General features: G+C 52.6%; 15 protein-coding genes and 1 rRNA gene. 15 read left to right on the top strand and 1 reads right to left on the bottom strand.

What is annotated here, in order from left to right; genetic code table 11:
• Nucleotides 1-121 precede the first annotated feature (121 nt).
• From aroQ to RW65_RS10705, 15 genes are all read left to right on the top strand, one after another.
• Nucleotides 122-574 carry a type II 3-dehydroquinate dehydratase gene (gene aroQ / locus RW65_RS10780; protein ID WP_039056744.1) on the top strand — a complete coding sequence of 151 codons (453 nt, stop codon included), beginning with the start codon at nt 122-124 and terminating at the stop codon, nt 572-574.
• Between the two features lie 21 nt (nt 575-595).
• A complete protein-coding gene (gene accB / locus RW65_RS10775; RefSeq protein ID WP_039056743.1) occupies nt 596-1,066 on the top strand; it encodes an acetyl-CoA carboxylase biotin carboxyl carrier protein in 471 nt (156 codons plus the stop codon).
• 11 nt (nt 1,067-1,077) lie between these two features.
• Nucleotides 1,078-2,427 (top strand): acetyl-CoA carboxylase biotin carboxylase subunit, encoded by a 1,350-nt coding sequence (accC, locus tag RW65_RS10770; protein WP_039056742.1) that lies wholly within the window; start codon nt 1,078-1,080, stop codon nt 2,425-2,427.
• A 108-nt stretch (nt 2,428-2,535) separates the two neighbouring features.
• On the top strand, nt 2,536-2,778 hold the full coding sequence (locus RW65_RS10765) for a YhdT family protein (RefSeq protein WP_039056741.1): 243 nt from the start codon (nt 2,536-2,538) through the stop codon (nt 2,776-2,778).
• A complete protein-coding gene (panF, locus tag RW65_RS10760; protein ID WP_039056740.1) occupies nt 2,768-4,219 on the top strand; it encodes a sodium/pantothenate symporter in 1,452 nt (483 codons plus the stop codon). The genes RW65_RS10765 and panF overlap by 11 nt, the downstream gene beginning before the upstream one ends.
• An 11-nt stretch (nt 4,220-4,230) precedes the next feature.
• A complete protein-coding gene (gene prmA, locus RW65_RS10755; RefSeq protein ID WP_039056739.1) occupies nt 4,231-5,112 on the top strand; it encodes a 50S ribosomal protein L11 methyltransferase in 882 nt (293 codons plus the stop codon).
• A 367-nt stretch (nt 5,113-5,479) separates the two neighbouring features.
• Nucleotides 5,480-6,445, top strand: coding sequence for a tRNA dihydrouridine synthase DusB (dusB, locus tag RW65_RS10750; RefSeq protein ID WP_039056738.1), 966 nt, complete (start codon nt 5,480-5,482; stop codon nt 6,443-6,445).
• A 25-nt stretch (nt 6,446-6,470) separates the two neighbouring features.
• Nucleotides 6,471-6,767, top strand: a complete 297-nt coding sequence (gene fis / locus RW65_RS10745) for a DNA-binding transcriptional regulator Fis (RefSeq protein ID WP_000462905.1) — start codon at nt 6,471-6,473, stop codon at nt 6,765-6,767.
• 164 nt (nt 6,768-6,931) lie between these two features.
• Nucleotides 6,932-7,093: a DUF2556 family protein gene (locus RW65_RS21885; protein ID WP_039056736.1), complete on the top strand. Its 162-nt coding sequence runs from the start codon at nt 6,932-6,934 to the stop codon at nt 7,091-7,093.
• 165 nt (nt 7,094-7,258) lie between these two features.
• The gene (locus tag RW65_RS10735; RefSeq protein ID WP_039056735.1) at nt 7,259-9,337 is read left to right on the top strand and encodes a putative bifunctional diguanylate cyclase/phosphodiesterase; all 2,079 of its coding nucleotides are present in this window, start codon (nt 7,259-7,261) and stop codon (nt 9,335-9,337) included.
• Nucleotides 9,338-9,666: 329 nt separating this feature from the next.
• Nucleotides 9,667-9,888 (top strand): hypothetical protein, encoded by a 222-nt coding sequence (locus RW65_RS10730; protein WP_039056734.1) that lies wholly within the window; start codon nt 9,667-9,669, stop codon nt 9,886-9,888.
• A 476-nt stretch (nt 9,889-10,364) separates the two neighbouring features.
• A complete protein-coding gene (locus tag RW65_RS10720; RefSeq protein WP_039056732.1) occupies nt 10,365-11,390 on the top strand; it encodes an amino acid ABC transporter substrate-binding protein in 1,026 nt (341 codons plus the stop codon).
• A 73-nt stretch (nt 11,391-11,463) separates the two neighbouring features.
• A complete protein-coding gene (locus tag RW65_RS10715; RefSeq protein WP_039056731.1) occupies nt 11,464-12,645 on the top strand; it encodes an amino acid ABC transporter permease in 1,182 nt (393 codons plus the stop codon).
• A gap of 9 nt (nt 12,646-12,654) precedes the next feature.
• Nucleotides 12,655-13,758, top strand: coding sequence for an amino acid ABC transporter permease (locus tag RW65_RS10710; RefSeq protein ID WP_039056730.1), 1,104 nt, complete (start codon nt 12,655-12,657; stop codon nt 13,756-13,758).
• Between the two features lie 8 nt (nt 13,759-13,766).
• Nucleotides 13,767-14,525 (top strand): amino acid ABC transporter ATP-binding protein, encoded by a 759-nt coding sequence (locus tag RW65_RS10705; protein ID WP_039056729.1) that lies wholly within the window; start codon nt 13,767-13,769, stop codon nt 14,523-14,525.
• Nucleotides 14,526-14,725: 200 nt separating this feature from the next.
• Here the strand turns inward: RW65_RS10705 and rrf are convergent.
• Nucleotides 14,726-14,841: ribosomal RNA gene (rrf, locus tag RW65_RS10700) — 5S ribosomal RNA — on the bottom strand.
• Between the last annotated feature and the right edge of the window lie 101 nt (nt 14,842-14,942).

Raw genomic sequence — 14,942 nt, 5'->3', positions numbered from 1 at the left:
ATCGTTATAATGTGCCACTTCGGTTTTCCTGACAGGGGTTTTTCGCCTCTGAAAAGGTGACAACTGCGAAACGAAGGTATATTTTGTCTTTTACCCGAAAATCGCTGGAGATAGCGGCATAATGGCTGACAAGTTCCACATACTACTTTTGAACGGACCGAATCTAAACATGCTCGGCACCCGTGAGCCGGAGAAGTACGGCACGCTAACCCTTAACGAAATTGTTAATGGTTTAAGCGCCGAAGCGGCTGCGCTGCATGTGGAACTGGCGCATTTTCAGTCAAACGCGGAGTACGCACTCATCGACCGTATTCATCAGGCTAAAGACGTTACTGACTTCATCCTGATTAATCCGGCCGCGTTTACGCACACCAGTGTCGCCATCCGCGACGCATTGTTGGCGGTGGATATCCCGTTTATCGAGATCCATCTTTCCAACGTGCATGCGCGGGAGCCGTTCCGTCACCACTCCTATCTTTCGGATATCGCCGTCGGCGTTATTTGCGGGCTGGGGGCGGAAGGTTATTCATACGCTTTACAGACGGCGGTAAAACGCCTGTCACAATCACACTAAACAAGAGTACGGAACCCACTCATGGATATTCGTAAGATTAAGAAACTGATCGAGCTGGTTGAAGAATCAGGCATCTCCGAACTGGAAATTTCTGAAGGCGAAGAGTCTGTGCGCATCAGCCGCAGCGCGCCGAATGTTGGTTTCCCGATGATGCAGCAGGCTTATGCTGCGCCGATGATGCAACAGCAACCCGCCCTGTCTAACGCTGTCGCACCTGCCGCAGCGCTGGAAGCCCCTGCAGCTGCAGCGGAAATCAGTGGTCACATCGTACGTTCCCCGATGGTCGGAACCTTCTATCGCACACCGAGCCCGGAAGCGAAAGCGTTTATCGAAATCGGCCAGAAAGTTAACGTGGGCGATACCCTGTGCATCGTTGAAGCCATGAAAATGATGAACCAGATTGAAGCCGATAAAGCAGGCGTGGTGAAAGCCATTCTGGTTGAAAGTGGCCAACCGGTTGAATTTGACGAGCCGCTGGTCGTCATCGAGTAAACGAGGCGCACATGCTGGATAAAATTGTTATCGCCAACCGCGGCGAGATTGCACTGCGTATTCTTCGTGCCTGCAAAGAGCTGGGCATTAAGACCGTCGCTGTGCACTCCACTGCGGACCGCGATTTAAAACACGTACTGCTGGCGGACGAGACCGTATGTATCGGTCCTGCGCCATCGGTAAAAAGCTATCTGAATATCCCGGCAATCATCTCTGCCGCCGAAATTACCGGCGCGGTGGCGATTCACCCGGGTTACGGCTTCCTCTCTGAGAATGCCAACTTCGCTGAGCAGGTTGAGCGCTCCGGCTTTATCTTTATCGGTCCGCGCGCAGACACCATCCGCCTGATGGGCGATAAAGTGTCGGCCATTACCGCGATGAAGAAAGCCGGCGTACCGACCGTTCCGGGTTCAGACGGCCCGCTGGGCGATGATATGGATGCGAACCGTGCCCATGCTAAACGCATTGGTTACCCGGTTATCATCAAAGCCTCCGGCGGCGGCGGCGGTCGCGGTATGCGCGTCGTGCGTAAAGATGCCGACCTGGCGCAGTCCATCAGCATGACCCGTGCGGAAGCGAAAGCCGCTTTCAACAACGACATGGTGTACATGGAGAAATACCTGGAAAATCCTCGTCACGTCGAGATCCAGGTACTGGCTGATGGTCAGGGCAACGCTATCTATCTGGCAGAGCGCGACTGTTCCATGCAGCGTCGTCACCAGAAAGTGGTTGAAGAAGCGCCGGCACCGGGTATTACGCCGGAACTGCGTCGCTATATTGGCGAGCGTTGCGCGAAAGCCTGTGTTGATATCGGCTATCGCGGTGCGGGTACGTTTGAGTTCCTGTTCGAAAACGGTGAGTTCTACTTTATCGAGATGAACACCCGTATTCAGGTTGAACACCCGGTGACCGAAATGATCACCGGCGTCGACCTGATTAAAGAGCAGCTGCGCATTGCCGCAGGTCAGCCGCTGTCCATTACGCAAGATGAAGTGGTAGTGAAAGGCCATGCGGTGGAATGCCGTATTAACGCCGAAGATCCGAACACCTTCCTGCCAAGCCCGGGCAAAATCACGCGCTTCCACGCGCCTGGCGGCTTTGGCGTGCGTTGGGAATCGCATATCTACGCCGGTTACACCGTACCGCCGTATTACGATTCCATGATCGGCAAGCTTATCTGCTACGGCGAGAGCCGCGATGTGGCCATTGCGCGCATGAAAAATGCGTTGCAGGAGCTGATTATCGACGGTATCAAAACCAATGTTGATCTGCAGATGCGTATTATGAGCGACGAAAATTTCCATCATGGTGGTACCAACATCCACTATCTGGAGAAAAAACTCGGTTTGCAGGAAAAATAATCTGCATCTGTTCAAAAAGGCCGGATATTCCGGCCTTTTTTGTTTTTCTCTCTCCTCAAGATGGCCTTAGGGTACAATCCCCGCTTTCTTCATCTACAAGGGACAAAAATGGACAACCGTTTTGTTCAGGCTCACAAAGAAGCCCGCTGGGCGCTGTGGCTGACCCTTCTCTATCTTGCCGCATGGTTAGTGTGCGCTTACTTTCCTGGCTCTGAACAGGGCTTTACCGGCCTGCCGCGCTGGTTTGAGCTGGCCTGTCTTCTCACACCGCTGGTGTTTGTGTTGCTCTGCTGGGCGATGGTGCGCTTTATCTTCCGCGATATCTCCCTGGAGGATAGCGATGCAAAATGAAATTATCGCCGTGCTGATTGTCTATTTAATCGTCGTTTTCGGCCTCTCTTTCTACGCGATGCGTCAGCGCAGCAGCGGCACGTTCCTGAGTGAATACTTCCTCGGTAGCCGTTCAATGGGCGGCTTCGTGCTGGCAATGACCCTAACGGCGACCTATGTCAGCGCGAGTTCGTTTATTGGCGGACCAGGTGCCGCGTATAAGTTCGGCCTTGGCTGGGTACTGCTGGCGATGATCCAGGTGCCGACTATTTGGCTGTCGCTGGGCATTCTTGGCAAGAAATTCGCCATTCTGGCACGTCGCTATAACGCCATTACGCTAAATGACATGCTAATGGCACGCTATCAAAGCCGCGCGGTGGTGTGGATTGCAAGTATTAGCCTGCTGGTGGCATTTGTCGGCGCTATTGCCGTGCAGTTTATTGGCGGCGCGCGCCTGCTGGAAACGGCGGCCGGTATCAAGTACGAATCCGGGCTGCTGATCTTTGGCATTACCATTGCGCTCTACACGGCGTTTGGCGGTTTCCGCGCCAGCGTGTTGAACGACACAATGCAGGGCATGGTGATGTTGGTGGGTACGCTGGTATTACTGGTCGGGGTGATCCATGCAGCAGGCGGTTTACACAATGCCGTGGAAACACTGCAGCATATCGACCCGAAACTGGTCAGCCCGCACGGCGCGAACGATTTTCTCACCCCGGCATTTATGACCTCGTTTTGGGTGCTGGTCTGTTTTGGCGTGGTTGGTTTGCCGCACACTGCCGTTCGCTGTATTTCCTATAAAGACAGTAAATCGGTGCACCGCGGCATTATTATCGGCACCATCGTCATCGCGCTGTTAATGCTGGGAATGCATCTTGCGGGCGCACTCGGCCGCGCCGTGCTGCCGAATCTCTCCGTGCCGGATCAGGTGATCCCGACGCTGATGGTGGAGGTGCTGCCGCCGTGGGCCGCAGGTCTGTTCCTCGCCGCGCCGATGGCCGCGATCATGTCAAACGTCAATGCACATCTGCTGCAAGCCTCTGCCACCATCATCAAAGATCTGTGGTTAAGCGCGCAGCCGACTAAAATTCGTCATGAGCCACGTTTAAAGCGTATTTCCACCGTTACCACGCTGGTGCTCGGCATCTTAATGATGCTGGCAGCATGGCGTCCTCCGGAGATGATCATCTGGCTAAACCTGCTGGCCTTTGGCGGGCTGGAAGCGGTGTTCTTATGGCCGCTGGTGCTGGGCCTGTACTGGGAACGCGCCAATGCCGCCGGTGCGCTCAGCGCGATGATTGTCGGCGGCGCGCTGTATGCCGTGCTCGCCACCTTTAGTATTCAGTACATGGGCTTCCATCCAATTGTGCCCTCGCTACTGTTTAGTTTGCTGGCCTTTGTCGTCGGGAACCGTTTCGGTCGCCCCGCGCCGCAGGCTTCGACCCTTTCTGTTAATGAATAAAGAGTTACGTCATGCCATGGATCCAATTGAAATTGAACACCACCGGCGCGAATGCGGAAGATCTGAGCGATGCTCTGATGGAAGCGGGCGCGGTATCCATTACTTTTCAGGATACCCACGATACGCCGGTGTTTGAGCCGCTGCCGGGTGAAACGCGCCTGTGGGGTGATACTGATGTTATCGGTCTGTTCGACGCGGAAACGGAGATGGCGGACGTGGTTGCCCAGCTTGCCGCTCACCCGCTTTTGGGGGAAGGTTTCGCCCATAAGATTGAACAGCTTGAGGATAAAGATTGGGAGCGCGAATGGATGGATAACTTCCACCCGATGCGCTTTGGCGAACGCCTGTGGATCTGCCCAAGCTGGCGCGACGTGCCGGATGCCAATGCGGTGAACGTAATGCTTGATCCGGGCCTGGCATTCGGTACCGGTACCCATCCAACCACCTCGCTGTGCCTGCAGTGGCTCGATGGGCTGGATCTGGCAGGTAAAACGGTGATCGACTTTGGCTGCGGATCCGGGATCCTCGCCATCGCCGCGTTGAAACTGGGCGCCGCAAAAGCGATCGGGATCGATATCGATCCGCAGGCCATCCAGGCCAGCAGCGACAACGCCGAACGCAACGGCGTTTCCGAGCGTCTTGAACTCTATCTGCCGCAAGACCAACCCGCGGCGATGAAAGCCGATGTGGTGGTCGCCAATATCCTTGCTGGCCCTTTACGCGAACTGGCACCGTTAATCAGCGTACTGCCCGTTGCAGGCGGTTTACTGGGGCTTTCCGGTATCCTTGCCAGCCAGGCTGACAGCGTCTGTGAAGCCTACGCGCCGCTCTTTACGCTCGATCCGGTGGTTGAGAAAGAAGAGTGGTGCCGGATTACCGGTCAGAAAAAGTAATATTTAACGCGGCCAGCGGGCCGCGCTTTGCCGTACCTGCGCGCTGAACGGCCACATAGCAGCAAAAATGCCGGGTGGAAAATTGCGAGCCGCTTCGCAAAAACCAGCTATTTTGTGTGAAAAATCAGCAGTTCAGGCGCTTATTGACTGTCAAAAAACGATAACTTGCGTGAATTTATGCGTAATGTGAAATTTTTACCTTTTGCATAACCGCATGAAAAATATGAATTAATGACTTACATAGTGGCGCGTACTGGCTATTCCTTGATCTACAACAGAGGATTGCTCAAAGTTTGGCCTTTCATCTGATGCGAAAAATGCGTAATATACGCCGCCTTGCAGTCACAGTATGGTCATTTCTTAACTCATGCGCATCGGACACCACCAGCTCAGAAATCGCCTGATCGCAGCGCCCATGGCTGGCATTACTGACAGACCATTCCGGACGTTGTGCTACGAGATGGGAGCCGGTTTAACCGTATCCGAGATGATGTCTTCTAACCCACAGGTGTGGGAAAGCGACAAGTCCCGACTGCGGATGGTGCACATCGATGAACCCGGTATTCGCACCGTGCAAATTGCCGGCAGCGACCCGGATGAAATGGCTCAAGCCGCACGCATTAACGTGGAAAGCGGCGCCCAGATTATTGATATCAATATGGGCTGCCCGGCTAAAAAGGTGAATCGCAAGCTTGCAGGTTCCGCCCTGTTGCAATACCCGGATCTGGTGAAGTCTATCCTGACCGCGGTGGTTAACGCAGTGGAAGTTCCTGTCACGCTGAAGATTCGCACGGGTTGGGCTCCTGAACACCGTAACTGCGTAGAGATTGCCCAACTGGCTGAAGAGTGTGGTATCCAGGCTCTGACCATTCATGGACGCACCCGCGCCTGTTTGTTCAACGGAGATGCTGAGTACGACACTATTCGGGCAGTTAAGCAGAAAGTTTCCATTCCGATTATCGCGAATGGCGACATTACTGACCCGCTTAAAGCCAGAGCTGTGCTCGACTATACGGGGGCGGATGCCCTGATGATAGGCCGCGCAGCTCAGGGAAGACCCTGGATCTTCCGGGAAATCCAGCATTATCTGGACACTGGGGAGCTGCTGGCTCCGCTGCCTTTGGCAGAGGTTAAGCGCTTGCTTTGCGCGCACGTTCGGGAACTGCATGACTTTTATGGTCACGCAAAAGGTTACCGAATCGCACGTAAACACGTCTCCTGGTATCTCCAGGAGCATGCTCCAGATGACCAGTTTCGGCGCACATTCAACGCCATTGAGAATGCCAGCGAACAGCTGGAGGCGTTGGAGGCATACTTCGAAAATTTTGCGTAAACAGAAATAAAGAGCTGACAGAACTATGTTCGAACAACGCGTAAATTCTGACGTACTGACCGTTTCTACCGTTAACTCTCAGGATCAGGTAACCCAAAAACCGCTCCGTGACTCGGTAAAACAGGCACTGAAGAACTATTTTGCTCAACTGAACGGTCAGGATGTTAATGACCTGTATGAGCTGGTACTGGCTGAAGTAGAACAGCCACTGTTGGACATGGTGATGCAATACACCCGTGGTAATCAGACCCGCGCGGCGCTGATGATGGGCATCAACCGCGGTACGCTGCGTAAAAAACTGAAAAAATACGGCATGAACTGATTTTGAATCGGTGAGTTGTATTGATAAAAAGGCGCTAACCGGCATGGGAAAGCGCCTTTTTTATTGCCGGAAATGACGCTAAAAACCCTCCCTTTCCCTGACTTTTAAGAGAAACGGTTTCGTGTATATTTCCAACAAATGGTTGCAAGTAAGGGAGATACGGAATGATTCGAAAATATTGGTGGCTGGTCGCTTTTGCCCTGTCGGTTCTGATGCTGGATAGCTTAATCATGTTCTGGATTGAGTATCTCACTACCGAAATCGATAAATGCCGCAATATGGATTCCGTAAATCCGCTCAAATTAGTTAACTGCGATGTCCTGTAAGTGATTGCTTGTCGCGAAAAATCGCGAAATCGCAGCTATCACCCTCGATATAGCGGGGATTTAAATCATTTTGAGCCATCTTCATTCGATGCTAATGTCTCAGCCCTTTTCGCCAGTCCGATCGTAGCAATGCGTAACGCCCTAAGTGAATGAGTTGATGACACCATGCTGGATAGCCAATACGACTATATCCTTGTCGTTGTTTCTTTTGTTGTAGCCATTCTGGCTTCTTATACTGCCCTGAATATGGCAGGCCGTGTTTCCACCAATAGCGGCGTCTCATCATGGATCTGGCTTAGCGGCGGCGGCGTCGCGATGGGTATCGGCATTTGGGCGATGCACTTCATCGGCATGCTGGCGATGAACATGTCAATGAACATGCGCTACGAACCGCTGCTCACCGCACTTTCATTGGCTATCGCTATCGGCTCGTCGCTGTTCGCGCTTTGGCTGGTCAGCGCCCCCTCTTTACATCTGCGGCGGCTGATACCGGGCGCGGTGGTGATGGGATTGGGCATTACCGCGATGCACTATACCGGGATGGCGGCGCTTCAGGTCTCGCCATCGGTTGTGTGGGATCTCTACTGGGTCGCTTTGTCGGTAGTGATTGCGCTGGTTGCCTCCTTTGCCGCACTGTGGCTCACTTTCCGTCTGCGTCATCAAGCCACCGAAGTGGCGTTTAGACGCTTTGGCGCCGCGATATTAATGGGTTTGGCTATTGCCGGCATGCACTATACCGGCATGATGGCGGCCCATATCCCCCACCAGCATCTAACAGGCCACAACGGCTTTAACAATAATTGGCTGGCGGTGCTGGTTGGCATGATGGCCTTTTCGGTGCTGGGCATTACGTTACTGGTCTCGATGTTTGATGCGCGCCTGCAGGCACAAACTTCGCTGCTGGCAACGTCTCTGGCGGCGGCGAACCGCGAACTGGCGCGGCTGGCTTTACACGATACGTTAACGCGCTTGCCAAACCGCGTCTTGCTGGAAGATCGCCTTGAACAGGCCATTAATAAAGCTAACCGCGAAGGAAGCTACTTTGCGCTGATGTTTATGGACCTGGATGGCTTCAAGACGGTTAATGACGCCTGGGGCCACGATGTCGGCGATAAGTTGTTGGTCGCCGTCACCGAACGTTTGACGCAGAAATTAAAAGGGCAATATACCTTAGCGCGCATTGGCGGGGATGAGTTCGTCCTGCTGGCAGAAATCAGCGCACCGGACGAAGCGGCGACCCTTGCCAGTTCGCTGGTGCGGGCAATTGATAAACCCTTCACTATCGATCCCTATGACGTAATGGTGACGTTGAGCGTCGGTATTGCTATCTATCCCCACGATGGCAAGAACGAGCGCGAAATGATGTTCAATGCCGATGCGGCGATGTACCACACCAAACATATGGGTCGTAACGGTTATCACTTCTTTCAGCCATCAATGAACGCGCTGGCGCAAACCCAGCTACAGCTGCTGAACGACTTATGGATGGCGCTGGAGCGCCAGGAGTTCCGGCTGGTCTACCAGCCCAAATTTAACGCGCCGTCGGGACCGGTTATCGGCTTTGAAGCGCTGCTTCGCTGGCATCATCCTTCGAAAGGTGTGTTATCGCCGGATGTTTTTCTACCGCTGGCGGAGAAAACCGGCCTGATTGTGCCGCTGGGGAATTGGGTGGTGGATGAAGCCTGCCGCCAGCTCAGCGTCTGGCGCAGCATGGGCTATCTTGAGTGGTCAATTGCGGTCAATCTTTCTACCCTGCAGTTTGAACAGAGTTCGTTGGTGCAAACGATTCTTCAGGCGCTGAAAAAACATGACGTGCCGCCGCAAAATTTGATTCTGGAAGTGACGGAAACCACCGCAATGAACAATCCTGATGAGAGCGTGCGCGTGCTGACACAGCTAACGAATGCGGGCGTGCAGGCTTCGATTGATGATTTTGGTACCGGCTACTCCAGTCTGCTCTACCTGAAACGCCTACCGGCCTGCGAGTTAAAGATCGATCGCGCCTTTGTCCGGGAATTGAGTAAAGAGGGCGAAGATGCCACCATTGTGTCGGCTATTGTAGCGCTGGCAAAAACGCTGAATCTGAAAGTGGTGGCGGAAGGCGTAGAAACCGTGGAACAACAAACGTTTCTCACCGAGCTGGGCTGTAATACGCTTCAGGGATATCTGCTTGGCAAACCGGTAAGCGCAGAGTCTATTACCGCTTATGGAGAAAGTCTGGCGGTTTCTGAGCCTCTTCCCTGAAGAATAAACATGTAAATAAAGCGTCTACGGACGCTTTTAGTTTACCCCGGAGATAAATAAGATTATTCTTGTAAAAATAATCATCACAGACTTTTTCATTTAATCAATGGCTTAGTAAATGGGCCCGCCGTTTTTTATTTTACTCTCCATCTTTTCTGCATTTTCTATCCTGTGTAGTTGCCTTATCTCCATCATTTTTACAAACCACATACTTTGAGATTATTCACCGCAAGAAACCCTGACGGCGAATGATAAAATATCGCCTATCGATTCTGACCAGCTATCGCCATTATTGATATCGGGGATCGTTATTATTTCGAGGTAAGAGTATGAATAAGTTCATGTCCGTAGTATTGCTTTCGGCTTTTCTTGCCGGTTGTGCCCACGATTCTCCTTGTGTCCCGGTATACGATGATCAGGGTCGGCTGGTACATACCAATACCTGCATGAAAGGCACGACTCAGGATAACTGGGAAACTGCGGGTGCTATTGCCGGCGGCGCAGCGGCGTTGGCCGGTCTGACGCTGGGTATTGTCGCGCTGACCAAATAGCGAAGCGTTTTAAAAGCGCGGTTCGCCGCGCTTTTGCTTTATTAAAGTGCAGTGAATTTAGCATAAGTAAAATTTTGGCCCTGCAGACGGGCAAAATTAAAAATAAACACGTTTTATCCTTCTTTTGACGCTCTTCATTTTAACACTTCCGTTTTATTGCGTGACCCATTTCACAATGTTATCGCGTTCAATATATTGCTTATATTCACGGCGGCAACTTATTGATTAAACGACGTCATGGCGGCGATCTTTTTGCTCCATTTTGTGGCGCAGGTTGTATTTTTGCACCAACAAGGGGCAATGGTTTTATTTTTTCCTGTCTACACTCTGAATATTGCGCCGCCGGCTGCCAAATATAGCCATGCGCAAAACTGGCACTCCCTTTGCTTTAAAGAGTATGGCCATCGCCACAGACAGGTTCAGGCGTTTCCCGAACGCCTTCTATAACGATAAATTTTCGCCACACAGGATGCATTATGAAAAAGATGATGATCGCCAGCCTGGCCGCTGCCGGCGTACTGTTTGCTGTCGCAAACCAGGCGCATGCGGGAACAACGCTGGATGCCGTTAAAAAGAAAGGTTTCGTACAATGCGGTATCAGCGACGGCCTGCCTGGCTTTTCCTACGCGGACGCGAACGGTAAATTCACCGGTATTGACGTGGATGTATGCCGTGGTGTTGCCGCCGCCGTATTTGGTGACGACACGAAAGTAAAATATACCCCGCTTACCGCCAAAGAGCGTTTCACCGCGCTGCAGTCTGGCGAAGTGGATATGCTTTCCCGCAACACCACCTGGACCTCTTCCCGTGACGGCGGTATGGGCCTGTCATTCACCGGCGTAACCTATTACGACGGCATCGGCTTCCTGACACATAACAAAGCGGGCCTGAAAAGCGCGAAAGAGCTGGACGGCGCAACCGTCTGTATTCAGGCGGGTACCGATACCGAGCTAAACGTGGCGGATTACTTCAAATCCAACAACATGAAATATACCCCGGTGACATTTGACCGTTCCGATGAGTCTGCAAAAGCGCTGGAATCCGGGCGTTGCGATACCCTCGCTTCTGACCAGTCGCAGCTGTATGCGCTGCGTATCAAGTTGAGTAATCCGGCTGAGTGGATTGTGCTGCCGGAAGTGATCTCGAAAGAGCCGCTGGGCCCGGTAGTTCGCCGTGGCGATGAAGAGTGGTTCTCGATTGTTCGCTGGACGCTGTTTGCCATGCTGAACGCCGAAGAGATGGGCGTTAATTCGAAGAACGTCGACGAGAAAGCCGCAAATCCTGCTACACCGGATATGGCACATTTGTTAGGTAAAGAGGGTGATTTTGGTAAAGATCTGAAACTCGATAATAAATGGGCTTATAACATCATTAAGAAAGTCGGTAACTATTCAGAAATTTTTGAACGCAACGTCGGTTCAGAAAGCCCGCTGAAAATTAAGCGCGGCCAGAATAATCTCTGGAATAACGGCGGCATTCAATACGCTCCGCCAGTGCGCTAATCCGTAAGTGCTGTAACGGGCGCTACGCGTGTGTAGCGCCCAGCCCAGAGTCCTGGTTACTGAGGTTTTCTCTATGTCCCATCGCCGCCCAACCGTGAAAGGCTCGCTCTCCCTTTCTAACCCTGCGGTTCGTGCCTGGCTGTTTCAAATAATTGCGATTATCGCCGTGGTCGTCGTCGCGATTTATTTGATACACAATACGATTACTAACCTGAACAACCGTGGAATTACCTCCGGCTTTGCCTTTCTCGATCGCGCGGCAGGTTTCGGCATTGTTCAACATCTGATTGATTATGAGCAAGGCGACACGTACGGTCGCGTGTTCGTTGTTGGCTTGCTCAATACCCTGCTGGTTTCTGCGCTGTGTATTGTATTCGCCTCCTTCCTGGGGTTTTTTCTTGGGCTTGCACGGCTATCGGAAAACTGGCTGCTGCGGAAGTTATCGACTATCTATATCGAAACGTTTCGTAATATCCCGCCGCTGCTACAGATTTTCTTCTGGTATTTTGCTGTGCTGCGCAACCTGCCGGGCCCTCGCCAGGCCGTTAGCGCAATGGAACTGGTGTTTTTGAGTAACCGCGGATTGTATATCCCCTCCCCGCAAATGGGCGAAGGCGCGCTGGCGTTTGTCGGGGCGATCGTTGTCGCTGTGGTGACTATCATCGGTCTGTTTCGCTTTAATAAAGCCCACCAGATGAAAACCGGTCAGCTGCGCCGTACATGGCCTGCCGCCCTCGGGCTGATTATTGGCTTACCCTTGCTGGCGCACTGGATATTTGGTGCAGCGCTGCACTGGGAGATTCCACATTTACGCGGTTTCAACTTCCAGGGCGGAATGGTGCTGATCCCTGAACTTGCCGCGCTCACGCTTGCCCTGTCGGTCTACACGTCCGCGTTTATTGCCGAGATTATCCGTTCAGGTATTCAGTCGGTGCCCTATGGTCAACATGAGGCCGCGCGATCTCTTGGCCTGCCTCATCCCGTCACGCTGCGACAGGTCATTATCCCCCAGGCGCTGCGAGTGATTATTCCGCCCTTAACCAGCCAGTATTTAAATATCGCCAAAAACTCGTCGCTGGCAGCAGCGATTGGTTACCCGGATATGGTGTCGCTATTTGCCGGGACGGTGCTTAATCAGACCGGCCAGGCAATTGAGACTATCGCTATTACTATGTCGGTTTACTTGCTGATCAGCCTCTCTATTTCGCTGCTGATGAACATCTATAACCGCCGTATTGCCCTGGTTGAGCGCTAAGGAACTCTGATGACAAAAGCGATTCTGTCTCCCGCCACGCGCCCAACGCCTGCAGGCAGCAATGGCGCCGTGCTTTGGGTACGAAAAAACCTGTTTTCCAGTTGGTCAAACTCGCTGCTAACCCTGTTTAGCCTGTGGCTGATGTACGAACTGCTACCGCCGCTGCTCGACTGGACGCTATTCCAGGCGAACTGGGTAGGTTCTACCCGCGCCGATTGTACAAAAGCCGGTGCCTGCTGGGTATTTATCCACGAACGTTTTGGCCAGTTTATGTATGGCCTTTACCCGCACGATCAGCGCTGGCGCATTAATCTGGCGCTGATTATAGGTCTGCTTTCTATCGTTCCGATGTTCTGGAAAGGGTTGCCGCGCCGCGGGCGTTACATTGCCTGTTGGGCTGTGATCTACCCGATTGTGGTGTGGTGGTTACTGTTTGGCGGGTTTCTTGGGCTGGAACGTGTTGAAACCCGTCAGTGGGGCGGTTTAACGCTGACGTTAATTATTGCCTCGGTGGGTATTGCCGGTGCGCTGCCGCTGGGGATTTTGCTGGCACTGGGCCGACGGTCGAAAATGCCGGTGGTTCGCGTGTTATCGGTGATTTTCATCGAATTCTGGCGCGGTGTCCCGCTGATTACCGTCCTGTTTATGTCGTCGGTAATGCTGCCGCTGTTTATGTCGGAAGGGACCAGCATCGATAAGCTGATTCGTGCGCTGGTTGGGGTAATTTTGTTCCAGTCGGCCTACGTTGCTGAAGTAGTTCGTGGCGGCTTGCAGGCGCTACCGAAGGGGCAATATGAAGCGGCAGAATCATTGGCGCTGGGGTACTGGAAAACTCAAGGTCTGGTGATCTTACCCCAGGCATTGAAGATGGTGATCCCGGGGCTGGTGAATACCATTATTGCTCTGTTTAAAGACACCAGCCTTGTGATCATTATCGGCCTGTTTGATCTTTTCAGCAGCGTGCAGCAGGCCACGGTCGATCCCGCATGGCTTGGCATGTCTACGGAAGGCTATGTTTTCGCTGCTTTAATTTACTGGATATTCTGTTTTAGCATGTCGCGCTATAGCCAGCATCTGGAGAAGCGCTTTAACACCGGGCGTACACCGCACTGAGGATCCCCATGAGTAATACAACTATGCAAACTGGCGACGCGATGATTACGCTCGAAAATGTGAACAAGTGGTACGGGCAGTTTCATGTCCTGAAGGATATTAACCTTGATGTGAAACAGGGCGAACGTATCGTGCTTTGCGGGCCATCCGGCTCCGGAAAATCGACAACCATCCGCTGTATTAATCATCTCGAAGAGCATCAGCAGGGGCGGATTGTCGTTGATGGAATTGAGCTTAACGAAGATATCCGCAATATCGAAAAGATCCGTCAGGAAGTGGGAATGGTGTTCCAGCATTTCAACTTGTTCCCCCATCTGACGGTTTTGCAAAACTGTACGCTGGCCCCGATCTGGGTACGCAAGATGCCGAAGAAGGAGGCTGAAGCGCTGGCGATGCACTATCTTGAGCGTGTGCGCATTGCCGAACATGCCCATAAGTTTCCCGGACAAATCTCCGGTGGTCAGCAGCAGCGTGTGGCGATCGCCCGTTCACTGTGTATGAAACCGAAGATCATGTTATTTGATGAGCCAACGTCAGCGCTGGATCCGGAGATGGTGAAAGAGGTGCTGGATACCATGATCGGCCTTGCGCAGTCCGGGATGACCATGCTCTGCGTTACCCACGAAATGGGTTTCGCACGCACCGTTGCCGACCGGGTGATCTTTATGGATCGCGGTGAAATCGTTGAGCAGGCCGCGCCGGATGAGTTCTTTGCGCACCCGAAATCAGAACGTACCCGCGCATTTCTCTCTCAGGTTATTCATTGATCCTTAACGCTATTCAGGGCCACTCTTCGGAGTGGCTTTTTTTATCGCTTTTGTTACTGCTTTGTCTTTTAAGGTTTTTGACTTTTAGGTGGCGAATTACCGCTAGTGAATGTGCACGTACGTTACCGGTGGTTTGTATTGCTGGAGAGTAGAAAAGCAAAAGGCCCAGTCTTTCGACTGGGCCTTTTGCTTTATTTGATGCCTGGCAGTTCCCTACTCTCGCATGGGGAGACCCCACACTACCATCGGCGCTACGRCGTTTCACTTCTGAGTTCGGCATGGGGTCAGGTGGGACCACCGCGCTAGTGCCGCCAGGCAAATTCTTTTTAAATGCCGAACTTTAACCGTTATAACTGGTGCTGATACCCAGAGTCGAACTGGGGACCTCACCCTTACCAAGGGTGCGCTCTACCAACT

This window comes from Enterobacter sp. Bisph1 (assembly GCF_000814905.1).
In the GTDB taxonomy this organism is placed as follows: domain Bacteria; phylum Pseudomonadota; class Gammaproteobacteria; order Enterobacterales; family Enterobacteriaceae; genus Kosakonia.
This window is presented reverse-complemented; position numbering and strand designations above follow the sequence as displayed.